The following is a 24,553-nucleotide window of genomic DNA, read 5'->3' on the forward strand; positions in this document are numbered from 1 at the left end:
ACTAATTCTAAATTGAACTTATATTTGCAGCAGATTCGTTTTTAAAGCTACCTCACCGCTTACAAACTATGGGAACCGCTGCCAATACTTTATCAGAAATTTTCCGGACCGAATACGGCGCTGTGTTTCAATGCAACCGCTATAACGTGTACTGGATCGAGTTCGCCGGTGGATTTTCTTCCTTTAAATTCAACGATTTCTTTCATTTAAAGCAGACCTTAGAAACCATCGATGTAAAAGAAATGGCCCAGAACCCGGCGCGTTTTGCCGATGTAGTGGTGTTGAATCCGCTTTGCTCAGACCGTTGCTTTGTACTGACGCTGACCGATGTGCTGAATTTCCGGGAACTGTTGCAGGGGGCTAAAGCCATGATGGAACTGAATAGCATTATCTATGAAAGTCTGCATGCCATGGCGGTTTAATTCAGACACAAGTAGCAAGATTTAAGTATCAAGATTCAGGCCTGCATGCGCAGGCTTTTTTTATTGCGCACTTTTTAGCCGAAAAAGTATACCGTTTTTCACTCGCTGCCATCCTGCGCACAAGTGAGCGCTACCTCGCGCTCACTTGTGCGCAGGATGGCAGGCAAGGAATATCCATTTTCAAATTCCCTCATTTTCTCATAAGGTGTTTTTCACATTCTTCATTAGCACATTTCCACCTTAACCCATTTGCACATTAATTTAGACCAATTCCGTATTAAGCTCATTTCGGCTCTGCGGGTAACCAATTCTGAAAATATCAGTTAAATTTAAGTCAGGGAATATACTTCATTCCTGACTTTTTATATTAAAAACGATACAGTTATGAAAGACTTACTCCGGCTTAAAACTTCGCTTACCGAAGAAATAGAAACACTCTTAAACGAACAGATAAAAGTAGAAGCGCATTCCTCGGCCGTTTACCTGGCCATGTCGTCGTGGTGCGATCGCAACGGTTTTGACTGCAGCGCCAAGTATTTTCAGAAGCAATCCGGCGAAGAGCGCGAGCACATGCTCAAGCTTTTCAATTACGTAAGCGATTTGGGTGGCCGCGCCGTTTCGCCGGAAATAACCAACATTCCGCAGGAATTCGAGTCGTTCCGGAGCGTGTTTGAGCAGGCTTTGCAGCAGGAAATTTACGTGACCCAGCAGTTCAACCGCATGGCCGCCCGCTGCATGAAAGCCAGCGATTTTGTTACCTTCCAGTTCATTCAGTGGTTCCTGGAAGAGCAGATCGAAGAAGAATACGTGGCCCGCAGAGCGCTCGAGTTATTCGATGTAATTGGCGAAGAAGGCACCGGCCGCTACGAAATAGACAAACGTGTGCCGAAGATCAAATACCATAAGTAATCGATTTGGAAATTTGAAGATGTGGAAATTTGAAAATGATTTCCGCAGAAAGCAAAAAAGGTAGCGCAGGATTTAAACCCAGTGCTACCTTTTTTTATTTTAGCGCTACCATTTTTATTTTCAAAACGCTTTAATTTATCCGGTCATCCCGAGCTTGTCGAGGGAACTAATGCGTACCGAACCCGCAAGATTTCCAACCCGCAAGAAGGATAGGATGGGGCTACGCCGAACTTCGTTTATCGCTCAGCGCTCAAAATGCCATAATAGTACCAAATATTTCTTCGACAAGCTCAGAATGACCAGCTAATCTGAATTCGCTGTTTCCTTTTATTGTTTTACGCCGTTATTGGTGTTTTTTACCAATAATTCAACTTTATTTTTCAGAATTCGAACCGGAAGGATTTTGGCTTTTCCCGGCATTAAGAATATGCTGCTGAAAAAGGTGTTGCACTTTGTGTTCGTTTACTTCATAAAGCCACAGGTTCTGCGGCTGAATGCAGATGACCGGCGCGAGTTTGCAGCGGTCGGTGCAGTCGGTTTTAATGATTTCCACGTCGTTTTTCAACCCGTAACTTTTACACAATTCCCGGAAGGCTTTGCCTGCATCTTTGCCGCCGCGCTTTTTGCATTTGTCGCCGGTGCACACGTAAATTACCTGTTTCGGGATCTTGTATTCTCTGCTCATTTCGGGTTTATGAATTTGAATCTTTTCTACGCACAAACGCAAATATAGCTGCCTTAGTATTAGCAGAATTTGGTTTCAGCAGACTTTTAGGGACGAAAAGCCTACCGTTTTGCGGGCCGTTTCAGGTTTTAAAGCAAGGTAATAATTGGCTATTTATGGTTTGGTTTCGTGGCAGGAGAGAAGGATTTAAGCGGGTAAACTAGGCTTTCCGGCGCAAAATTCTTAACTATGCAGGCAAACTAAAAACGCTATCAAAATTCAACTATAAAACGCATGAGAAGACAAATTGTAGCCGGAAACTGGAAAATGAACAAAACGTATCCGGAGGCTTTAGCCTTGGTAAACGAACTTGCGACCGATCTGCAAAACAACCCGGTTAGCAACGTGGAAGTAATTGTGGCCCCGCCGTTCCCTTACTTAGCTGCTTTATCCGATAAAAAAGGCGATGCTATCCAGCTTTCCGCACAAAATTGTCATCAGAAAGATAGCGGCGCGTTTACCGGCGAAGTTTCGGCAACGATGTTAGCTTCAGTGGGTTGCGAATACGTGATCCTGGGCCACAGCGAGCGCCGTCAGTATTTTCAGGAAGACAGTATGCTGCTGGAGCAGAAACTGAAAGCTGCGCTGGCGGCCGGTTTAAAGCCAATTTTCTGCTGCGGCGAAAGCCTGGAGCAGCGGGAGCAAGAGATCCATTTCGATTTTGTGGCCCAGCAGCTAAAAGATGGATTATTCCATTTAAGCAACGAAGAATTCGATAAAGTAATTATTGCCTACGAACCGATCTGGGCCATTGGCACCGGTCGCACCGCAAGCTCAGAACAGGCCCAGGAAATGCACGAATTCATCCGCGAGCAGGTTTCCCGCGCTTACGATGCTGAAGCTGCCCTGAAAACGCCAATTCTGTACGGTGGTAGCTGCAACGCCCAGAACGCCAAAGAGTTATTCGCCTGCAAAGACGTAGACGGCGGCCTGATTGGCGGCGCGGCATTAAAATCAGCCGATTTCCTGACCATTATCCGCTCGTTCCAGCAATAAAACGGTAGGGTTTCAGCCTGAAAAAGTACCCCACCCAACCCTCCCCTAAAAACAGGGGAGGGCTTTTTTTTTGATCAGGATTTTCAGGATAATTGTCTGAACGGTAATTCTATTGATTCATGTGAAGTTTGTCTGAACACGATTTTAAGGATTAAAAGATGAACAGGATTTTAACACCTGATTTCACTATATCGCCAGCGCAGCGTAACCTGAAATCAAGGACTGAAGAAAAGTAAACTAAAAAGAAGCGAGCTACGAAGGGAACTGACACCAGTTTCTGTGCGAGCGGCCTCCAAGACTTCCGGTGCCACAGGCAGCCCGCAAGGGCAGGAAGGGTTGCAGCCGCGAACGCAGAAACGAAGCCGCCCGGCTTGAGGGAGAAAGCTTCATTGAAAGTATAATACTTGTAGCTAAGAACAGAAGCAAACTATGAAAACGGTATCCTTTCAGGTATAAAAAGTCAATTCTGCAACCTTTCTACCAACTTGATGCGATCTCTCCTGACGTCGAAATGACGAAAAAACGCTATACTTTCACCGTTAAAAAGGCAGCGAAATCCATGCAGACTACCTGCCATTAAAAATTAAACCTATCAAAACAAAACCAACCGGCTGATTTATATTATTTTCCCGCAGATTTTCGTTAATTTTAAGGTTTAAGACTGCTAAATGCGAATACTTTTTATATTAACTTTCCTGCTTTGGGTATTTCCGGCGAAGTTTGTTTCGGCAGAAACGACTTTTTTGCCTGAAAAACCTACCGTGTTGCCGCCCGATTTCTGCCGCATTTACGGCTCGGTTTATTTTGAGCGCGACCCGCGCAAGCAGGCCGGTACGCAGTTTACCATTTACGAAGAAACCGAGGAAGCTTTTGCCAACCTGGTGGTTTATAAAGAAGATAACAAACTTTTTGCCGATGCCCCCGGCTTGTGGTATCCCGCGCCGAACCGCGACTTTGCCGATTTCGTAGTGTTCGTTTCGCCTAACCGCAACCTGGCCGATTTCGGCGTTTATTTTACCAAGATCCGGTCTTTTGCCGGTTGTAAAGAATAGATTTTTAAATGGATTTTATTGAAGTTGCCGTACAGGCGCCCCAGGATTTTGCCGATATTTTAACCGCCGAACTCAGCGAGATAGGTTACGATACGTTCATGGATACCGAAAGCGGTTTCAACGCCTACATTACCGAAGATATTTTCAGTGAACCGGAATTGCAGGAAGTAGTAGAAAAATATGCGGCCATGGCTCAGATCTCTTACGCCACCAGCAAAATTGCCAAACAGAACTGGAACGAAGAATGGGAAAAGAATTTCGAACCCCTCATTATTGGTAACCAGGTTTCCGTGCGCGCTTCCTTTCATCCGAAACCGGAAAGCGTGCAATACGACATTGTGATCAACCCGAAAATGACTTTCGGCACCGGCCACCACGAAACCACCACGCTCATGATCGAAAACCAGCTCACGGTAGATCATAAAAACAAGCGTGTGCTGGATATGGGCACCGGCACCGGCATTCTGGCTATTATGGCCTGCAAACTGGGTGCTTCCGAAGTAGTTGGCGTAGAAGTAGAAGACTGGAGCGTGGAAAACGCGCGGGAAAATGCCGAACTGAACCAATGCCCGAACATTGTGGTGCATTTCGGCGACGTAACGGCCGTAGAAAGCGACCAGCCTTACGACGTGGTGCTGGCCAATATTAACCGCAACGTGTTGCTGGCCGATATGGCGGCTTATACCAAACTGCTGAAAAATGGCGGACCGTTGGTTTTAAGCGGTTTTTACACCGAAGATCTGGCTGTGCTGCAAGAAGAAGCAACCCGTTGCGGCCTGATTTTTGAGTCCAGCCGTGAAAAGAACAACTGGGTTTCGGCAATTTTCCGGAAACCGCTTATGTAATCTGAATTTCCCCTTTTTATGAGGTCTTTTTTACTTTTTTGTTTTTTCTGTTTCAGCTTTGTAACTGCGTTTGCGCAGGTGCCTAAGTTTTCTGAAGATCCGGATCTTTTTATCGGGGAAGTACAGACGATGATGGCGCCTACCCGGAACGAACGGGCTGTGCAGGTTGCTTCCATGCTCGATATGGCCTGGAAAAGCGGCCTCATCAGCCCCGATCAGAAAACCCGCGTCATAAAGTTTGCCAAGGGCCTGCAGGCTAAAAAGTATAAGGCTTACCCGCACTTCGTAAATTATTTCGGAGCCATTGGCAGCGCCGTAAACGTGCACAGCATCACCGGCAAAGAGCTCGATAAGATCATGAACGTGATCGACGAGACTTACCAGAAAGAAGACCCGAAATCGGTAGAAACGTTTATGGCTACGGCCTACCGGTTTTTAGATACCAAAGCCCTTTACCGTACTAAAACCAATGCCCTGCGCGTGATCGGGGGCACTTTCTCTTTCGAATACCGCTATGGCAACGAAGTAGATGAACCGGAACCGGTAAAAACGGTACCTAAACCAGCCCCAAAACCCAAAGCTGAACCGAAGAAGACCGCTAAAAAGACCGAGAAAAAGAAAAGCAACGACGGCTGGGACGACTGGTCGGGCTGGGATGATGCTGAAACCACTGCCAAAACTGAAGACGATGGCTGGGGAACTGCTCCGGAACCGGAAGTGGTGCCCGAAGAAAGCAGCATGCGTGCCAGTTATTTAACCGAAGAAGTGCCCATTATTAAAGGCCCGGCCATTGTCATAAAAGACGCCGATATTTATATGGTAAGCCAGTTCGATTCGGTTACCATTTATAAAACCAGCGGGGTAGCATCCTTGCTATCAAACAAATTTGTGGGCAAAGGCGGCCATTTCGATTGGGATATCAATGGCAACCCGGCTTCGGTAGAACTCAAAAAATACAATTTCGACGTTACCAAGTCCGAGTTTAAAGCGGAAGGCGCTACGCTGACTTACAACGCCATTCTGGAAGAACCCATAGAAGGGGTGTTTGAATACAAAGCCAAACGCCGCGTGATCAATGTAGATTACGGCTACCCGCGGTTTGCGTCTTTTACCAACAATGCCAAGCTTAAGAATTTAGGCGAGAATTTAGCGTACCGCGGCGGTTTTTCGTTGCAGGGCGCTAAAATTATGAGTGCGGCTTTAGATAACAGCTTTTCTTACCTGGTAGCCAAATATAACGGCGAACGGAAATTCAAATCGTATTCGCGCAACTACATCCTCGGCGATACTTTAATTTCGGCGGAGCGCGCGGGTATTACCATTTTCCAGGAAAAAGATTCCATTATCCACCCGGGCATGGAATTCAAGTTTTCGCGGGAGCGGAACCTGCTGAAAATGATGGAGAATAATAACAGCGCACTAAAAGAGATTCCCTTTCTCGATTCGTACCATAAAATGGAGATCACCGCCGATCTGCTGATCTGGAGCCTGGCAGAACCACAAATGGTATTCTCCATTATTACGGCCAAAGAAATGGTGCCGGCCCAGATCGAATCTGCCGATTATTTCTCCGACAAGCGTTACCAGCAACTAAAAGGCATTTCCAGCTTCCACCCGCTGCAGATGCTGGTGGGCTATTCGCAACGCAAGAAAACCGATAAATTCTATGCCATAGATGTGGCCCAGGATGTAAAAATTAAAGAAGCCACGTTGAAGAAATCGATGGCGGCCATGGCGCGGCTGGGGTATATTGAATACAACAGCGTTACCGGTTATATCATTCTCAAGCCCAAAGCGATTCACTACGTTAATGCGCACCGCGATAAAAAAGACTTCGACCATATTTCTATAAAGTCGTATTCCGGCGCCGGTAAAAATGCTACGCTCAATATGGCCAGCAAAGAACTGGTGCTGCGCGGCGTAAAACAATTTGCCTTTAATGCCGATTCCGGGGCTATTATTGCCGTGCCCGATAGCGGCATTGTGCGCGTAAGAAAGAACCGCGATATGGAATTTGCCGGCCGGGTTACCACCCCGAATTTTATCTTCAAAGGTTCCGGTTTCAAATTCAGCTACAACGATTACTGGATCGATATGACCAAAATCGACTCGCTGATCTTCCGGACCAAAAAAGGCAAAAAAGGCGCGAAGGAAAAACTGGATATTAAAGGCGCTGATCTGGCCAATGCTGGCAACGCCAAAACTGCGGAAGATAGAGCCCGGGCCACCGCCGATTCCTTAGCCCTGGTTTCTGCACCCGATGATTTTCCGGAAGACGATTCGGTGCGGATCCAGAAATTGCAGGCGGCCAAAGCGGCTAAGAAACTGGCGAAGCAGAAAAAGAAAGAAGAAAAGAAAAAAGCCCGCGAAATAGCTAAAGCTAAAAAAGCCAAAAAGAAAAAACCGCAGCTCGATGAATGGGGTGACCCGATCATTGAAGAAGAAGCCGTGGCCGATGAAACGACCGGCGAACCGAAACCGGTTGTAAAAAAGAAACCGAAAGTAAGTACCGAAAAAGCCCTGACCGGCCTGAACGGCAAGCTCTACCTGAATAAACCGAACAACAAATCGGGTCGCAAGAAAATACCGGGCTACCCGATGTTCGATGCTTCTACCGGGGCGGTGGTTTATTTTAACAAGCCCGATGTGCTCGACGGCGCTTACGACAGCAGTGTTTACTTTACCATTCCGCCGTTCAAATTAGACAGCATCAGCAGCTCGAGCCAGAGCGCCGTTAACTTTAAAGGTACCTTCCATTCCGGCAATATTTTCCCGCCAATAGAAACGCGCCTTACCGTTATGCCGGATCAGAGTCTGGGTTTTGAGTACGAAATGCCGAAGGAAGGCCTGGCGCTTTATGGTGGGAAAGGCAAAGCAACCGGTAAGATCACGCTGAACGAAAACGGCCTTCAGACCAACGGCTCTATTAACTACCTGACCTCCACGCTCAAATCCGATACGTTTACGTTATACCTCGATTCGGTAATGACCAAGCGCGGAATTTCGGGGGCCATTGCGGCCGGCAGCGGCAACCTTTTCCCGGATGCTGAAATTGGGCATTACGAGATGAAGTGGCACGTAAGTGCTGACAGCCTGGCGCTGAACAAACCGGATTCGCTCTTTAACGAGAAATACATGGACCCGATAAAGCTTTACAACGGGCAGTTTGCTTATAAAGGCCGGGCCGTGATCACGCCTGATGGCCTGAAAGGAAACGGTATGGTGGAGAGCAATGAAACTAAAATAAAGTCGCCGTATTTCAATTTCCAGGGAACGCACTTTAAGGGAAATAATGCCGTCATGGAAATCAAATCGGATAACCCTGATAAGCCGGCTTTGCTTGCTACCGACGTGCACATGAACTACGACCTGAAAAAAGGCTATGCCGAATTCAGCCCGGAAAGGGTAGGTTTTGCAAGCACCGAACTCCCGAATGCGCAGTATAAAACCTCGCTCAGCGGTGGTAAATGGGATTTCAAGCAGAAGATCGTAACCATGAAAGAGCCGGAAGGCAAAGAAGATATTACGAGTTCATTCTTCTATTCTACCAACCCCGACCAGGATACGCTGAAGTTTTACGCCAAAAGTGCTTTCTACGACCTGAATACCAATACCCTGAAAGCGGGCGGTGTGCCCTACATCCGGGCGAACGACGCGCATATTTATCCGGGCGATGGCAACGTGGAAATTACCGAAGGCGCAGACGTGAAAGTGTTGCAGAATTCCAAAATTGTAATGGATACGCTGAACCGCTACCACGAACTGGTACAGGGCGAAATCGATATTATGTCGCGGCGGGAATTCCAGGGGTATGCTACATTGGAATATAAGAATTCGCAGGGCAAAGCCTTCCCGATCAAGTTTGGCAGCTTTACCCGCGATTCAGTATTAGTGGAAAAAGGCCAGCCTTACGAGTATGTTACCAAAGCGGTAGGCGAGGTGGCGGAAGAAACCCGCATGGAGCTATTGCCGAAAATTCTGTATAAAGGCGCTGTAAACCTTACTTCGAATAAACAACTGCTCGATTTTGACGGGGAAATGAAACTAGCCTTTGGCGATGAAGCCGCTTCGGCCTGGTTCCCTTATAAGAATACGGTAAACCCGGATTCGATCCGGGTAACGATCAAGAACATGAAAACCGTGGACGATGTGCCGCTGGTAACCGGTTTGCACGTTTCTGGCAATTCCTCTAAAATTTACAACACGTTTGTGTCGGAGAAAACCGATGAAACCGACCTGAGCGTTTTTGAAGTGGATGGCTTGCTTTCGTACGATAAATATAGCCGCGAATTTAAGCTCGGTGATGAATCGCGGGCGTACGCCGATTCTTATGAAGGCAACGTGATGCTTTATAACGATTCGTCTAAAGTAGCGAAGTACGAAGGGAAGTTCAACCTGATAAAATCGGAAAAGGACTTTAAATTGCTTACTTCGGGTAGCGCCCGCGCCAACCTGGATAGTAACCGCGTAAATATGGATGCTTTCATGGCTTTCGATATTAATTTACCGGCGCAGGCCTGGGCGCAGATGGGCACCATGCTCGTAGATAATACCAGTGGTGCACCGGAGGCGGTTAGCAGCGGCAATTCAGCGTTGCTTTTCAAGTTAGGCGAATTCCTGGGTAATAAAGGCGTGGAAAGTTACATCAACAGAACATCTGCCGGTTACGTGTCTTTTCCGAAAATTTCGCCTAAACTGATCCATAGCCTGGTGCTTAACGAAGTGCAGCTGCGCTGGAGCCCGAAAACGAGCGCCTGGTACAGCGTAGGTCCGATAAGCGTGGCCAACATAGATAAGACCGATGTAAACGTGCAGATGCCGGGCCACATCGAAATAAAACGGAACGGCGAATACGACGTGGTGAATATTTACCTGGAAGCCAACCCGACTACCTGGTACTACTTCAGCTACACCGAAAATACCCTGACCGTAGCTTCATCGGACGGAAAATTTAACCAGATACTGGCGCCGAAACTGAAACCGGCCGGAACGGTGGCTTCTACCTTTACCCCGATAGCCGGCGAAACCATGGACCGGAACCAGTTTGTAATGAATTTCCGGAATACGTATTTGGGCGGTAAAGGCGAAAAACTGGTGGATGCGCCAGCTGTTCAGATAAACGAAGACCCGGCTACGGAACCTGCTGAAGGAGATGGTACGGAAGTGGCAGCCGGAACTAAAAAGAAAAAAGCGAAAAAGAAAAAGCCGAAGCTGGATGAATTTGGCGAGCCGATAGAAGAAGAACCGGTAGCCGACGTGCCGGCGGAAGAGCCGGCAGCAGCCGCTCCAACCGATACGCCAACCGAAGAAGCCCCGGCCGAAGAAACCGAAGCTCCGGCTAAGAAAAAGAAAAAAGAGAAAGTAAAAGCGCAGGAAGAAGTACCGGCAGATGTACCGGTAGAGGAAGCCCCGGCCGAGCCAGCAGAAGAAAAGCCGGCGAAGAAAAAGAAAGAAAAAGTGAAAAAAGAAGCTCCGGCTGAAGAAGCTCCGGTGGATGAACCAGCCATAGAGGAGGCACCGGCAGAAGAGGCTCCGGTAAAAAAGAAGAAAAAAAGTAAAAAAGGAGAAGACGAAGATCCTGATGCAGACATGGCCCCGTAACTACGGGGCTATGCCTTTTTTACGGCCAAAGGTAAAAGTAAAAGCCTATGATCTGGCGGTAATTATTTAGGAGTTTTTCTGCCCGAAACCCTAGCGTTTTTCTGGCCGGGGAAACAAGATTGTACTCCTGCCGGGCTTTTTTTTTATCTTTGACTTTACTAACTTACTGAATTGGTTTTTACGGGTACTTTTATCGGCAGGTAACATACCGTTTTTTTTGAAATTCTGAATACATTATGGATTTTCTCCTGATTGGGATATTTGCGGTGGTTGCCTATTTAATAGGAGCTGTGCCTACCGCTTTATGGGTGGGCAAGGCTTATTTTGGGATCGATATCCGGGAACATGGCAGTGGCAATTCCGGGGCTACCAATACCTTCCGGGTGCTGGGTAAAAAACCGGGTTCCGTGGTAATGCTTGTCGATATTTTTAAAGGCTGGACCGCAACTTCGCTCGTAGGCTTCCTGGTGATCTTCAACGCTATCCCGGCCGAAAATGTGGTGCCGTTTCAGTTAGCTTATGGTTTTCTGGCGGTTTTAGGGCACGTTTTTCCGGTGTATGCCGGTTTTAAAGGCGGGAAAGGTGTGGCTACGTTGCTGGGCATGGTACTGGCCATTCAAACCGAAGCGGCTTTGGTTTGCCTGGGCATTTTTATTGTAGTGCTGCTGATTTCAAAATACGTATCGCTGGGCTCTATGCTGGCGGCGCTGGCTTTTCCGTTGCTGCTGCTGTTGCCCTGGTTCCGGCCTGAGCATTCTACCTGGCTGTTGATCGGGTTTGGTTTTGTGGTAGCGGTGCTGGTTATTTTTACGCACCGCAAAAATATATCCCGCCTGATTCAGGGTACTGAGAGTAGGGCAAATATCCGGTTCTGGTAGCTGGGCTCTGCTAACTGAAAAGTCTTTTAGATTATATAAGATCAGCCTTTCTCTGGTGCAGGGGAAGGCTTTTTTTATAGGTTTCAGGGCAAAAAAAAAGCCACCCCAGGCGGAGTGGTTCTTTTTGCGTAGTTGTTCGTTTAAAACGATTCGATAACGATTTGATGCCGGAAATGTTTTAGAAGATTTTAACTTGCAGGGCAGAAACATGTTTCGGGCTTAAAAACAGTATGTGCATTTGCAAATTCTGGAATAACCTCGTACTTTTAGAGGCGATAAACAGCTTATTTATTAATAATTCATCTTACTTATGAAAAAAATTTTTACTCTGCTGCTTGCCATGGTTGCAGCCAGTGGTACAATTATGGCCCAGAACTCGGGAGGACCGGATGCTTACGGTTATACCTGGAAAAATAACGCCGCTGCAGGTGGTCCGGCTTATAACTGGATCAACATTGTTGGTAAGCCCGGCACTACGCAGATCACGGGTTTAGGCGACGATAACTCGGTAGGTATGCTCCCATTAGGTTTCTCCATGAAATATTACTGGGTAGATGTGAACAGCATCAAGATCGGATCCAACGGCTGGATCTCTTTCAGCAATATTGGTAATATTGCCCACGGTTTCCCAAATATCCCGCAATCAGGTTCAGGGGCTAACTTTGTTGCTCCATTCCTGGCTGACCTTACTTTAGAGGCTGCTGCCGGCGCGACAAATCCGGGCAGCGTTTATATGTATACCAATAACGTAGATACGGCTATTGTTTCTTACGTGAACGTGCCTTTCTGGCAATCTGCTGCCCCGGAATATATTGGTTCAAATACATTCCAGGTAATTTTTACCAAAGCCGACAACGGTATTAAATTCCAGTACAATACCATGAACCCGGTAATTCCAAACCTGACTCCTAACTTTAACGATGCAGTAGTAGGTATTGAAAATATCACCGAAACCATTGGTATCCAGATCATGGCCGATCAGATGCCGGCCAGCAATACTGCTATCAAGTTTGACCGTCCGGTTAACTCACCTTACCAGGTTACCGATGTGAAAGCGAACTGGGTGAATAACAGCCAGAATGGTGCTTTTACTGCCTTAAAAGGCAAACCGATGAACCTGACTGCCAACGTAGCGAACGTGGGTAACGTAAATATTTCCACTCCGATCGCTTCCCGCCTTACCATTACCAAGCCAGGAAACGGTACCTACAATCAGACGGTGAACCTGCCTAAATTACGCGTAGGAACAGATACTGCGCATGTTTTTACTACCCCTTTCACTCCTAATGTTGATGGTGCTTATACCATTCAGCATAATGTTACTTTAACCGGCGACGTGAATGCTGCCAATAATTTAAATCTTACCGAACTTGTAGTAGTAGATACCGTTGGCAGACAGGAAGTTTCTCTGAGCTACAACAATGCATCGCCGGAAGGTTTAACCAGCTTTGGTGCTGCGGTATATTATCCGATGCCGTTCTATCCTACTGAAGTTCGCTCTGTAGATTTCGACGTGACTGGCGTACAAGGTTCTACGACAGCTGATAACGGCTTCATTGTGCGTGTTTATGGCGAGAACGCTACCGGCGGTTTAGGCGCTCTTTTATTCGATACTACTCTGGCAGCTGCTGATGTATTATTGAACACAAACAACCTGATCGAAATTCCGCAGAAAGAATATTACATGATCACCAGCGGTGGTGTATATGTAATGGTAATTCCTGACGTACCAACCGGAGTTGATCAAAATGCATACCTGTTAGTAGACGAAGATGGTCCATTCTCTTACCGTACTTTTGAAGTGCAGAACGGTGCCCTTACTCCATACCGTACTGCCGACACGGAAGACTTCATGATCAATATCAACATTGGTACTAAAATCCTGTCGCCAATGGGTGTGTCTAAAGACCGTAACAGCAATGTTGGTTTAACCAATATTTATCCAAACCCTGCTTCAAACAGCGCAACGTTGTTTTACGATCTGAAACAGCCGGTTGCTGTAGAGCTTACAATTACCAACATTATTGGTTCAAAAATTAAAACCCTTGATCTGGGTAAGAAAACAGTTGGCTCACACGAGGCGAAACTGAACATCAGCGATCTAAAAGCTGGTGTTTATATCTGCACCCTGAAAGCGGGCGAAACTGTGGTAACCAAACGTCTGGTTGTAACCAAGTAATTCCATTCTGAAATGCTTTTTAAAAAGCCGCTCCGAAATTGTTTCGGGCGGCTTTTTTCTTTTAATTTTAAGCCGTTAAAAAAACTGACCTATGAACGATTTCCTGACTCAGAATAAAGACCGTTTCCTGAATGAGCTGCTGGATCTGCTCCGCATGCCCAGTGTAAGTGCCGATCCGAAATTTAAAGACGATGTAAATGCCACGGCCCAATTCCTGAAAAAAAAACTGGAAGCGGCCGGCGCCGATAACGTAGAGCTTTGCCAGACGGCCGGCTACCCGATCGTGTACGGCGAGAAAATAATAGACCCGAGTCTGCCAACGGTACTGGTTTACGGCCACTACGATGTGCAACCCGCCGACCCGTATGAACTCTGGGATTCGCCGCCGTTTGAACCGGTAATTAAAAACGATAAGATCTACGCGCGCGGCGCCTGCGACGATAAAGGGCAGATGTACATGCACGTAAAAGCCTTCGAGATGATGATGCGGGAAAATAAAGTGGCCTGCAACGTAAAATTCATGATAGAAGGCGAGGAAGAAGTAGGTTCTGAAAACCTGGGCACGTTCGTTAAGAACAACAAAGAAAAACTGAAAGCCGACGTAATTTTAATTTCTGATACCGGCATTATTGCCAACGATACGCCGTCTATCACGTCTGGTTTGCGCGGTTTAAGTTACCTGGAAGTGGAAGTTACCGGCCCGAACCGCGATCTGCATTCCGGTTTGTACGGCGGCGCAGTGGCAAACCCGATCAATATTCTTTGTAAGATGATTGCCAGCCTGCACGACGATAATAACCACATTACCATTCCCGGGTTTTACGACAACGTAGACGAACTTTCGGCTGAAGAACGCGCTGAAATGGCCAAAGCGCCTTTCGATCTGGAAAAATACAAGAAAGCCTTAGACCTCGGCGATATTCACGGCGAAACGGGTTATTCAACCCTGGAAAGAACTTCTATCCGTCCGACCTTGGATGTGAACGGGATCTGGGGCGGTTACACCGGCGAAGGCGCCAAAACGGTAATTGCTTCCAAGGCGTTTGCTAAAATTTCTATGCGTTTGGTGCCGCACCAGACTTCGGAAGAAATAACCGAGAAATTTCAGAAACATTTTGAAAGCATTGCCCCGAAAAGCGTGAAGGTACTGGTGAAACCGCACCACGGCGGCGAGCCGGTGGTTACGCCAACCAATTCGGTAGCGTACCAGGCGGCCAGCAAAGCCTACGAAACTACGTTCGGCAAGAAACCAATTCCGGTGCGCAGCGGCGGCAGTATTCCCATTGTAGCCATGTTTAAATCGGAGCTGGGCATTGATTCGGTAATGATGGGTTTTGGGCTTGATTCGGATGCGATCCATTCGCCGAACGAAAGCTACGGGCTGTTCAATTATTTTAAAGGCATTGAAACGATTCCGTATTTTTACCAATATTATGCGGAAATGAGTGCCGGGAAATAAAAATTTTTCCTTCAGGTTTTTAAAAAGTCCTGCTATAATGGCAGGACTTTTTTGTGTTAATAGCATATTGTTTTTTCGGTCATCCCGACGATAGGAGGAATCTCTTTCAGTTGGTAGTTTTGTTTGATATTGACTTTTTCAGCCTTAATGTATACTGTTTTCCCTGCCGTTGTTGGTGTGTTTACCAACAACTTGCATTTCTGCTATATACCATACCGTTTTTCATATTAAGCTTTCTACCTTTGATCAATTGGCTGAACTAGCTTCTAACTCACTCCTCTGTTCTTTTTGTCTTGATACAAAAAGAACCAAAAAAATCAAGTCAACAAAAACTCGCTGACCGCTCAAACAGTTTGTTGACAAAAAGCCACCGTGATACTTTTCCTTATTCGTAGCGAACCGCACAGTGCCTATATAGTAAGCTTCAGAGGCTAGGCAAACGGTCAAATCTTTCGCTAGTAGCGAAGATTTGACTTATTTTCATCGCTTTCGTTGATCGTGCTCCGCTACGCGTTCGAAGGGGAATTATATAATTTTATTGAATTCTGACAATTCTCTAATTCTATAAATTCAGACAAATCACAAAAATCAAAGAAATCATAGTTCAGACAAAAATCCTGGCAAATCCTTTAATCCTGCAAATCCTGATCTAAAACTGCTTAAATCTTTCAACATCGTTTAGCGTATGGCATAAAAACTATATTTGTTTGCTTTCCAAATAGTTATTCATGCGAATGAAAAAAGCTACTGTTTTAATTACCGGCGCTTCCGGCGGGATCGGGGAAGAATTTGCCCGTATCTTTGCCCGGAATGGTTTTGATCTGGTGTTGGTAGCACGGCAGGGAGATAAATTACAGGAACTGGCCCGGAAGTTTTCGGACCAATTTAAAACGGAAACCTTTGTTTTGCCCGTCGATCTGGTGCAGCGCGCTTCGCCGGAACATATTTTTGAAACCCTGAAAACTAAAAATATTCAGGTGGAGGTATTGGTAAATAATGCCGGTTTTGGCGAATACGGTCATTTTGAAGAAATTAGCTTGCAGCGGCAACTCGATATGATGCAACTGAATATGACGGCCGTGGTGCATTTAAGCAAACTTTTTCTGGAGCAGCTGTCACCAACTGCGGAGGGCAAAATACTGAATGTAGCCTCTACGGCAGCTTTTCAGCCGGGGCCTTTAATGGCCGTTTATTTTGCCACCAAAGCGTTTGTACTGTCCTTTTCCGAAGCCATTGCCAACGAACTGAAGGCGCGCCGCGTAACTGTAACGGCATTATGCCCAGGACCTACTGCAACTGATTTCGAAAAGCAGGCCAATTTAGGCGGCTCCGATCTTTTTGCGGGTAAAATTGCTACGCCGCAGGAAGTGGCAGAGGCTGGTTACGAAGGCCTGATGGCCGGAAAAACAGTAGTAATTCCCGGAATAAAAAATAAAGTATTAGCGCTGAGCAGCCGCTTTGCGCCCCGAGATCTGGTAACCAGAATAGTGCGCTTTATGCAGGAAAAAAGATGAAACCATACCTACAAACCGAAACCTCTAATATAACCCTGGAAGATATTAATTATCGCATTTCCAGCTTTATAAATACGTTTACTACCATTTTGTACGTGGCCCTGGCCATGGCAGTAGGCGGCGTGATCATGAAATTTCTGCAGATTAACGGCGGTAATTACGTATTCATATTTTCGATCATTGTCCTCACGCTTATTTTTCTGGTGCAGATCGGGCTGTCGTTCTTTTTTATTGTGAGCCACGTAAAACTGGCCCTGCTGGGAGCTTTTGGCAGTCTGGCGCTGGGCCTGGGCTTTCTGGCAATTTTGTTTCGTTACCAGGGCTGGATGGGTTGGCAGATCATGTATTTTATTGCGCTGCCAATTTTTCTGATCACCGCATTTTTGCTCGGGAAATACCGCTCCAGGCACGAAAAACTACATCATAACCAGTTAAGGTTCCTGAACCGGAATTTGCTTTATCCTTATATTCTGGCGTTTGTGCTGGGGGTTGCTTCGTTTGTGATCGATTTCCAGGACCGGAAACCCAGCCGCAACATTATCCTGGAAAATGCGCCTCCGGAAGCCCTCGATTCTGTAAGATAATAAAATTCAGTTACAGCTTTGATCCGATAAGACCAGCCGGGAAACATCGAAGCCTTTTGCCTGTATGCGGGCTACTATTTTTTGATAAAGGGCTTGGTCCATTTGTTTTTGCCGGCTCAGGATCCACAAATATTCGCGGTTGGGTGCGCCTACCACGGCGTAGCTGTAATCTTCGGCCAGGTCTATGATCCAGTAATCGCCTTTAAAAGGCCAGAAGAATTGCACTTTTAACTTCGCGTTGGTTTTTTTGTCTTTTATAGTTGCTTTGCCGGTAGCAGTGTCTAATTTTCCGGTCGCGCTATTTTTGCGGCAGCTGTTTTTAACTTCTACGTAGCCTTCGGGGTGCATTTTATATTCCGCTTTGGTGCAGTGGCAACCTTTTTGAAAGCGCTGCGGAAAAGCTGCAATTTCGTACCAGGTACCCATATATTTTTGCAGATCTACGTAAGCCACCGTTTCCAGCGGTTCGTTTTGGGGCCGGAAAGCCATAAATGCCAGTCCGCCGGCCAGCGCAGTCACGCCCAAAAGTATTTTCGTTGGGTTCTTCATAGTTTTCAGTGCTAAAAACATAGCGTTTTTTATATTAATCCGGGGACTTTACAATTGTTTTTCCATCTGGTAGTGCTGGATGCTGCCAAAAAGCAGGTGCGTTTTTTTTATTACTTTATAGCCGTGCTTTTTGTAGAAATTTACGGCCAGTTCGCGGGCTTGCAGGGTGAGGTATTTGCAGCCGGCAGCGCGGGCTTTTTCTTCCAGATAATGCATTAAATATTTGCCTAAACCCTGGCCCTGAAGATCTTCCCTTATAGCCATAAACCGTAATTGCCCTTCCGCGGCGCTTTCGAAATGCAAACGGCAAACGCCGGCAGCCTGGCTTTCGGCATCCAGCAGCATGGCGTGAATGGCGCTTTCATCATCGGGTGCGCGTTCGGTGCCCGGCGGTTGTTGCCAGGGCGCGCGTAAAACCTGCCAGCGCAAGTGGTAATATTGTTCAAACTCTGCTTCCGAAATCGGTTCTGTAACTCTCATGAAAAACGCAATGCTTTTATGACGAAAAACGAAATTGTTGACCTAAAATACTAACTTTACCGCTTCATATACGTGTAAGTTTTTTTGTTAGCCAAATACTTAAAAATATGCCTTCTTTCGACATTGTAAGCAAAGTAGATCCGCAAACCCTCGATAACGCCCTGAACACCGTAAACAAGGAAATTCAGAACCGCTACGATTTCCGCGACACCAAAGGCAGCATCGATTTCGATAAGAAAACGAACGTGATTTTGGTTACAACCGAAAATACCATGCGCCTGGGCCAGATCGAAGACATCATCATCAGTAAATTCGTGAAGCAGAATATTGACGCTACTGCCCTCGATTTTACCAGCGAAGACTATGCTTCCGGGCCGATGATCAAGAAAGAAATCAAGGTACGCGCCGGCCTCGATAAAGAGGTTTCCAAAAAGATCGTGAAGATCATTAAAGATCAGAAACTGAAAGTGCAGCCCGCCATCATGGACGATCAGATCCGGGTTACCGGCAAAAAGATCGACGACCTTCAGGAAGCCATTGCCGCGCTCCGCAAAGCCGATATCGGCCAGCCGCTGCAGTTCGTAAACATGAAGAGCTAGCGCTTAATTAAAAATTAGAAATTAAAAATTGGTAAGATTTCTTTCACTTCAAATCTGGATTATTCCGATGTAAACCGTTTTTCTGATTTTCCGTTTTCAATTTCTAATTCCTGATTTCTAATTTTTAATTAAAACAAACATGTTTGAAATTTTTGCCGAACCGGGCACCTGGATCAGCCTTTTCACGCTAACGCTGATGGAGATCGTGCTGGGTATTGATAATATTATTTTTATTTCCATTGTAGCCGGTAAACTGCCCCCCGAGCAGCAAGGCAAAGCCCGCACCATTGGTTTGATGTGCGCGTTGGTTTTCCGGGTAATTCTGCTTTTGTTCATCTCGCACATTGTGGCCATGAAAGATCCGCTCTTTACGCTCGACCTGCCTTTCGGCATTGAAGATTTCGGGGTAACGGGCCGCGACCTGATCTTATTTGCCGGCGGGTTGTTCCTGATCGCTAAAAGTACCACCGAAATTCACGGGAAACTGGAAGGCGTGGAAGACGATCATACTATTAAGAAAGTGGCTCACAGCCTTAGCAAGGTTATTTTCCAGATCATCCTGATCGATATTGTTTTCTCTTTCGATTCTATTTTAACTGCCGTTGGCCTAGTAGAACACGTTACCATCATGATTATTGCCGTAGTGCTTTCTATGGGCGTAATGCTGGCGTTCTCCAAAGCCATTTCCGATTTCGTGAACAACCGCCCAACCATCAAGATCCTGGCGCTCGCTTTCCTGATCATGATCGGGTTTATGCTTGTATTAGAAGCGCTGCACCAGCACGTTCCGAAAGGTTATATTTATTTCGCCATGGCCTTCTCTTTAGCGGTAGAACTCCTGAACCAGCGCATTCGCAAGAAAGCAGAACCGGTACAATTGCGCGATTCAATCGACTTAGATTAAACCGCCATTTTATAAAAGTAAAAACCCGGTTCAGGATCCTGAACCGGGTTTTTTTGTCCGTCAGCTAAAGCAGCTGGCAATGAAATTTAATAAAACGCTATCCTTTTCAGCTCAAAAAGTCGACTGTATCGCAGTTCGCTTTCCGCTCATAGCTTTATCTGGCGCAAGTGTTAAGTGCTAACGCCAGGCATGAGGTTTAATTAAAAACCCTATCGGTTCAGGCTTGAAAAGTCAACTCCTCAATCGTAAATCTAAGATCGTAAATCAATCCATTTTACTTACCAGATCCCAAACCACAATCCCCAGCGCTACCGAAATGTTGAGCGAATGTTTCGTGCCGAACTGCGGAATTTCCAAAACCGTATCGGCCAAGGCCAGCGCCTTTTCTTCCACGCCAAAAACCTCGTTACCAAACACCAGCGCATATTTCTGGTCTTTTTCCGGTTGAAATTCCTTTAACGAAAGGCTGTTAGAAACCTGCTCCACGGCCAGGATTTTAAACCCTTCGGCCTTCAATTTCTGCAATAATTCCGGCGTTTCCCGGGCATGATCCCAGTCCACCGATTCCGTTGCACCCAAAGCCGTTTTGTTTATTTCCTTGTTAGGCGGCGTGCCGGTGATCCCGCATAAATAGATCTTTTCCACTGCAAACGCATCGCCGGTTCTAAACGCTGAGCCCACGTTATTCAGGCTGCGCACGTTATCCAGCACCAGCACGATCGGCGTTTTAGGCTTTTGCTTAAACTCCTCCACCGAATCGCGATTCAGTTCTTCCATCGAAAGTTTGCGCCCAGGTTCTTCAGTCATATCGTTAATCGCTGCTTTTTAATTGTTAATTGTAAATGCGCATTCCCAAGACCTCCCAGGTCTCCGAGACCTGGGAGGTCTTTTCCTCTACAGGATTTTCTTCTTTTAGAAATTCCTTTTTCCGCCTTAAAATTACCTGAAATGCCCGTATCTTGCATCTCCATTTACAAAAACGCTATGCTTTTGATCATAAAAAGTCAAAAAAGTGTTTTCTATAAAAATAAGTTCAGGTACCAATAATGAATAACGTCCTGATACTTGTGTCTTAATACTTAAGTCTGAAGAAATGAAAGTTGCCGCCGCCGAAGCCACCGTTACCCCTTTAATGAAGCAGTACAACGCCATCAAGGAGCAACACCCGGGCGCGCTGCTGCTGTTCCGGGTCGGCGATTTCTACGAAACCTTCGGCGAAGACGCGGTAAAAGCCAGCAAGATCTTAGACATCGTGCTTACCAAACGCGGTGCCGGTTCGGCTTCGGAAACGGCTCTGGCCGGTTTTCCGCACCACAGTCTGGATAATTATCTGCCCAAACTCGTGCGCGCCGGCGAGCGTGTAGCCATCTGCGACCAATTAGAAGACCCGAAAGGCGTAAAAGGTATCGTAAAGCGCGGCATCACCGAACTCGTTACGCCCGGCGTTTCGTTTAACGATCAGGTTTTAGAGCGGAGAAGCAACAATTATCTGGCGGCTTTACACTTCGGAAAAAACGAGAACGGCATTTCTTTCCTCGATATTTCCACCGGCGAATTCATTACCGCGCAAGGCGATCTGAACTACATCGGTAAACTCATTTCCAGCTTTTCGCCCGCCGAAATTCTCTATTGTAAGCAAGCCAAAGCTGATTATATCGATAATTTCAGCAACGATTATTGCTCTTACGCTTTGGATGAATGGGTTTTCAGCTTCGATTACGCCTACGAAACCCTGACCCGCCACTTCGGCACCACCAGCTTAAAAGGTTTCGGCATTGAAACGCTAAAGGAAGGCATCATTGCGGCCGGCGCGGTTTTGCATTATTTAGCCGAAACCAAGCATTCCGAGATCCGCCACGTGGCCACCATTTCGCGCCTGGAAGAAGATAAATACGTCTGGCTCGACCGCTTTACGGTTCGGAATTTAGAACTCATTCAGCCGCAGCATACCGAAGGCGTGCCGTTCATCCAGGTTTTAGACCAGACCGTAACGCCGATGGGAGCGAGGCTATTGAAAAAATGGGTAGTACTGCCATTAAAAGAATCTGCCCAGATCAGAAGACGTTTAGATACCGTAGAAGCGCTCACGCAGAATCCGGACTTGTTGCAGGAGATCGTGCAGAACCTGAAACAGATCAACGACCTGGAGCGCCTCATTTCCAAAGTAGCCGTAAAGCGCATCAATCCACGGGAAATGCTGCAACTGGCCCGCGCGTTAGAAGCACTCTTGCCAATAAAACAAGCGCTGGTGGAAAGCAACATTCCGGCCTTAACCAAACTTGGCGGACAGTTAATTGAGTGCGAAGAGATCCGTGAGGAAATCAAAAATAAGCTGAAGCCCGAAGCGCCAATGCTCACGAACCAGGGCAACATGATCCAGAACGGCATTCACGCCGAGCTCGACGAACTGCGCGCCATAGCGTTTTCCGGCAAAGATTATCTGCTCCAGTTGCAGCAGCGCGAAGTGAAAAATACCGGCATTTCTTCGCTTAAAATTGCCTACAACAAGGTTTTTGGGTATTACCTGGAAGTTTCGAACGCGCACAAGGATAAAGTCCCGCAGGAATGGATCCGGAAACAGACCTTGGTGAACGCCGAGCGTTACATTACCGAAGAACTCAAAACCTACGAAGAAAAAATTCTGAACGCCGAAGACCGCATTTTTGCCATCGAATTTCAGCTCTACAATGAGATTGTTTTAACGGCCCAGGATTACGTGATGCAGATCCAGCAAAACGCCAAGGCCCTTGCCGTGATCGACTGTTTAAGCTCATTCGCGCAAACAGCATTAAGGCAGAATTACGTAAAGCCGGAAGTGAACGACAGCAAAGTGCTGAACATTAAAAAAGGCCGTCACCCGGTTATTGAAAAGCAGTTGCCGCCCGGCGAAAGCTACATTCCCAACGATATTTACCTCGACACCGAAGAGCAGCAGATCATCATCATTACCGGCCCGAACATGGCTGGTAAAAGTGCTTTGCTGCGCCAAACCGCGCTTATCGTACTGATGGCCCAGATCGGTTCATTCGTGCCCGCCGACGCCGCTGAAGTAGGCATCATCGATAAAATTTTCACCCGCGTAGGCGCTTCCGATAACCTGAGCAAAGGCGAAAGTACGTTCATGGTAGAAATGACCGAAACGGCAAGCATCCTGAATAATTTATCGGACCGGAGCCTGGTTCTGATGGACGAAATTGGCCGCGGCACAAGTACGTATGACGGCATTTCCATTGCCTGGGCCATTGTAGAACATTTGCACAACAACCCCAAAGCCAAAGGCAAAACGCTTTTTGCTACGCACTATCATGAACTCAACCAATTGGCCGAAGACCTGCCGCGCGTGAAGAATTTCAACGTAAGCGTGCGCGAAGCCGGCGGCAAAATTCTGTTCATGCGCAAGCTGGTAGAAGGCGGTAGCGCGCACAGTTTCGGGATTCACGTGGCGCAAATGGCCGGCATGCCAAACAGCGTGGTGTTGCGTGCCAACGAAATAATGCACCACCTGGAGCAGGAAAAAGTAGCGCATCCGGAAGAAAACGAAAAACTGCAAAGCGTACCCAAAGCCAGCATCCAGCTCAGTATGTTCGAACCCGCCGATCCGGCCCTGGAACGCATAAAATCGCAGTTAGAGCAAATAGACGTAAACGGTTTAACGCCGGTAGAAGCCCTGCTGAAACTAAACGAACTGCAATTGCTGTTGAAAAGTAAAAAGCAGCCGGTAAGTTAAAAAACGCTATCATTTTCGAGCTGAAAAGTCTGATCGGATGCAGGAGTAAGCGCCGGAAAGCGGCAGGATTTTGGTAATAAGCAGCTTGAAAACGCTATGCTTTTATCCGGAAAAAGTCTGCAGGTATAAGCTTATCCAGTTTAAAACGTAACCGATTAAAATTTCTATCCTGAATATCAGGGTTTAATGATTTAGGGGAAAGAAATTTTTGGGTAGGGCTTGACAAGTGTAATAAATTTGTATTACCTTTGTATCACAATTGGCCGGAAGGCTTGTTGAAACGCGAAAGTAGCTCAGTTGGTAGAGCGCGACCTTGCCAAGGTCGAGGTCGCGGGTTCGAACCCCGTCTTTCGCTCCAAAGAAACGTTCTTTTAAAATTTTAACTTACCAAAGTTAAACAAATGCGAAAGTAGCTCAGTTGGTAGAGCGCGACCTTGCCAAGGTCGAGGTCGCGGGTTCGAACCCCGTCTTTCGCTCCAGGAAATGAGGCGTTGCGCAAGTAACGTCTTTATTTTTTGATGTAGTCTGAGGGCTTCCACCTTCGACTATAGGCCGGGATGGTGAAACTGGTAGACACGCAAGACTTAAAATCTTGTGTACGCAAGTACGTGCGGGTTCAAGTCCCGCTCCTGGTACCAAACAAAAAGCCCCTTAAACAGCTCGTTTAAGGGGCTTTTTTATGTCTAAAAGGTTTTCAATAGTAATTAAGAAATCAATTGCTAAATCAGGTAAAGCGATAAGTTACCGATAAGTTACATAGAATATGGGTTTCTCAGTTCTGGCAGCATTCAGTTTCACCGGTTTGCACAAAAAGAAAAACAGGTGCTTCGGTTAAAGCCCGCTGCTTTTTTCGATCTGCTTTTTCAACTTTTTAGAATGGCGTTATGCTGTGGTAGCCGGCACTTTTTATTTTCCGGAAAAGCAATAGTTGCCTGCAGATCAGATTTCGCCAATTGACAGCCTATAGCATGAATATGCTGATTCTTTTAATTTTAATTGTGTTTTAAAGAAAGTGCAAAAAGCAGGTTCTGTTTCATTTAACGGGCTGTTTTTCACTGATAAATGGCAATGTTTTTGTCGGCAGCACTGGTAAAAACTGTAGAATTAATTTGTAAATTACGCCTGCATATT

The 24,553-nt window shown here is 46.5% G+C and carries 18 protein-coding genes and 3 tRNA genes; 17 read left to right on the forward strand and 4 right to left on the reverse strand.

Annotated features, from left to right (window positions below):
• Nucleotides 1-68 precede the first annotated feature (68 nt).
• Nucleotides 69-422: a hypothetical protein gene (locus I5M27_RS15835; protein WP_200507308.1), complete on the forward strand. Its 354-nt coding sequence runs from the start codon at nucleotides 69-71 to the stop codon at nucleotides 420-422.
• Between the two features lie 384 nt (nucleotides 423-806).
• The gene (locus tag I5M27_RS15840) at nucleotides 807-1,331 is read left to right on the forward strand and encodes a ferritin (protein ID WP_200507309.1); all 525 of its coding nucleotides are present in this window, start codon (nucleotides 807-809) and stop codon (nucleotides 1,329-1,331) included.
• Nucleotides 1,332-1,704: 373 nt separating this feature from the next.
• Here the strand turns inward: I5M27_RS15840 and I5M27_RS15845 are convergent, their stop codons facing one another.
• Entirely contained in the window at nucleotides 1,705-2,016 is a 312-nt protein-coding gene (locus tag I5M27_RS15845) for a (2Fe-2S) ferredoxin domain-containing protein (RefSeq protein WP_200507310.1), read from the reverse strand.
• A 273-nt stretch (nucleotides 2,017-2,289) separates the two neighbouring features.
• Between I5M27_RS15845 and tpiA the strand changes: the two genes are divergently transcribed.
• The 9 genes from tpiA to I5M27_RS15890 all read left to right on the forward strand — a co-directional run bounded on the left by tpiA (nucleotide 2,290) and on the right by I5M27_RS15890 (nucleotide 17,163).
• Entirely contained in the window at nucleotides 2,290-3,051 is a 762-nt protein-coding gene (gene tpiA, locus I5M27_RS15850) for a triose-phosphate isomerase (RefSeq protein WP_200507311.1), read from the forward strand.
• A gap of 668 nt (nucleotides 3,052-3,719) precedes the next feature.
• A complete protein-coding gene (locus I5M27_RS15855; protein WP_234462556.1) occupies nucleotides 3,720-4,103 on the forward strand; it encodes a DUF6150 family protein in 384 nt (127 codons plus the stop codon).
• 8 nt (nucleotides 4,104-4,111) lie between these two features.
• Complete coding sequence (prmA, locus tag I5M27_RS15860) at nucleotides 4,112-4,948, forward strand: 50S ribosomal protein L11 methyltransferase (protein ID WP_200507312.1); 837 nt, start codon at nucleotides 4,112-4,114, stop codon at nucleotides 4,946-4,948.
• Between the two features lie 78 nt (nucleotides 4,949-5,026).
• The gene (locus I5M27_RS15865; RefSeq protein WP_200507313.1) at nucleotides 5,027-10,549 is read left to right on the forward strand and encodes a hypothetical protein; all 5,523 of its coding nucleotides are present in this window, start codon (nucleotides 5,027-5,029) and stop codon (nucleotides 10,547-10,549) included.
• Nucleotides 10,550-10,785: 236 nt separating this feature from the next.
• Entirely contained in the window at nucleotides 10,786-11,427 is a 642-nt protein-coding gene (gene plsY / locus I5M27_RS15870) for a glycerol-3-phosphate 1-O-acyltransferase PlsY (protein WP_200507314.1), read from the forward strand.
• A gap of 310 nt (nucleotides 11,428-11,737) precedes the next feature.
• A complete protein-coding gene (locus tag I5M27_RS15875) occupies nucleotides 11,738-13,606 on the forward strand; it encodes a T9SS type A sorting domain-containing protein (RefSeq protein ID WP_200507315.1) in 1,869 nt (622 codons plus the stop codon).
• A 91-nt stretch (nucleotides 13,607-13,697) separates the two neighbouring features.
• Nucleotides 13,698-15,065, forward strand: coding sequence for a dipeptidase (locus tag I5M27_RS15880; protein WP_200507316.1), 1,368 nt, complete (start codon nucleotides 13,698-13,700; stop codon nucleotides 15,063-15,065).
• A gap of 734 nt (nucleotides 15,066-15,799) precedes the next feature.
• Nucleotides 15,800-16,579 (forward strand): SDR family NAD(P)-dependent oxidoreductase, encoded by a 780-nt coding sequence (locus tag I5M27_RS15885; RefSeq protein WP_200507317.1) that lies wholly within the window; start codon nucleotides 15,800-15,802, stop codon nucleotides 16,577-16,579.
• Nucleotides 16,576-17,163, forward strand: a complete 588-nt coding sequence (locus tag I5M27_RS15890) for a hypothetical protein (protein ID WP_200507318.1) — start codon at nucleotides 16,576-16,578, stop codon at nucleotides 17,161-17,163. The genes I5M27_RS15885 and I5M27_RS15890 overlap by 4 nt, the downstream gene beginning before the upstream one ends.
• Before the next feature lie 6 nt (nucleotides 17,164-17,169).
• Here I5M27_RS15890 and I5M27_RS15895 read toward each other — a convergent pair whose 3' ends face one another.
• On the reverse strand, nucleotides 17,170-17,712 hold the full coding sequence (locus I5M27_RS15895) for a lipocalin family protein (protein WP_200507319.1): 543 nt from the start codon (nucleotides 17,710-17,712) through the stop codon (nucleotides 17,170-17,172).
• A gap of 48 nt (nucleotides 17,713-17,760) precedes the next feature.
• On the reverse strand, nucleotides 17,761-18,192 hold the full coding sequence (locus I5M27_RS15900; RefSeq protein ID WP_200507320.1) for a GNAT family N-acetyltransferase: 432 nt from the start codon (nucleotides 18,190-18,192) through the stop codon (nucleotides 17,761-17,763).
• A gap of 107 nt (nucleotides 18,193-18,299) precedes the next feature.
• On the opposite strand from I5M27_RS15900, the gene I5M27_RS15905 reads away from it, so the two are divergent.
• A complete protein-coding gene (locus tag I5M27_RS15905; RefSeq protein WP_200507321.1) occupies nucleotides 18,300-18,791 on the forward strand; it encodes a YajQ family cyclic di-GMP-binding protein in 492 nt (163 codons plus the stop codon).
• 139 nt (nucleotides 18,792-18,930) lie between these two features.
• Nucleotides 18,931-19,695: a TerC family protein gene (locus I5M27_RS15910; RefSeq protein WP_200507322.1), complete on the forward strand. Its 765-nt coding sequence runs from the start codon at nucleotides 18,931-18,933 to the stop codon at nucleotides 19,693-19,695.
• Between the two features lie 264 nt (nucleotides 19,696-19,959).
• On the opposite strand, the gene I5M27_RS15915 is transcribed toward I5M27_RS15910, so the two are convergent.
• A complete protein-coding gene (locus tag I5M27_RS15915) occupies nucleotides 19,960-20,502 on the reverse strand; it encodes an RNA methyltransferase (RefSeq protein ID WP_234462557.1) in 543 nt (180 codons plus the stop codon).
• A gap of 286 nt (nucleotides 20,503-20,788) precedes the next feature.
• Here I5M27_RS15915 and mutS point away from each other — a divergent pair, with 286 nt between their 5' ends.
• The 4 genes from mutS (at nucleotide 20,789) to I5M27_RS15935 (ending at nucleotide 24,060) form a co-directional block, all read left to right on the forward strand.
• Nucleotides 20,789-23,422, forward strand: a complete 2,634-nt coding sequence (gene mutS, locus I5M27_RS15920; RefSeq protein WP_234462558.1) for a DNA mismatch repair protein MutS — start codon at nucleotides 20,789-20,791, stop codon at nucleotides 23,420-23,422.
• 282 nt (nucleotides 23,423-23,704) lie between these two features.
• Nucleotides 23,705-23,780, forward strand: a tRNA-Gly gene (locus I5M27_RS15925).
• 45 nt (nucleotides 23,781-23,825) lie between these two features.
• Nucleotides 23,826-23,901 (forward strand) — tRNA-Gly (locus I5M27_RS15930).
• A gap of 72 nt (nucleotides 23,902-23,973) precedes the next feature.
• A tRNA-Leu gene (locus I5M27_RS15935) sits at nucleotides 23,974-24,060 on the forward strand.
• Nucleotides 24,061-24,553 lie beyond the last annotated feature (493 nt).

Origin of the sequence: Adhaeribacter terrigena, from assembly GCF_016623615.1 — a bacterium.
GTDB lineage: Bacteria > Bacteroidota > Bacteroidia > Cytophagales > Hymenobacteraceae > Adhaeribacter_A > Adhaeribacter_A terrigena.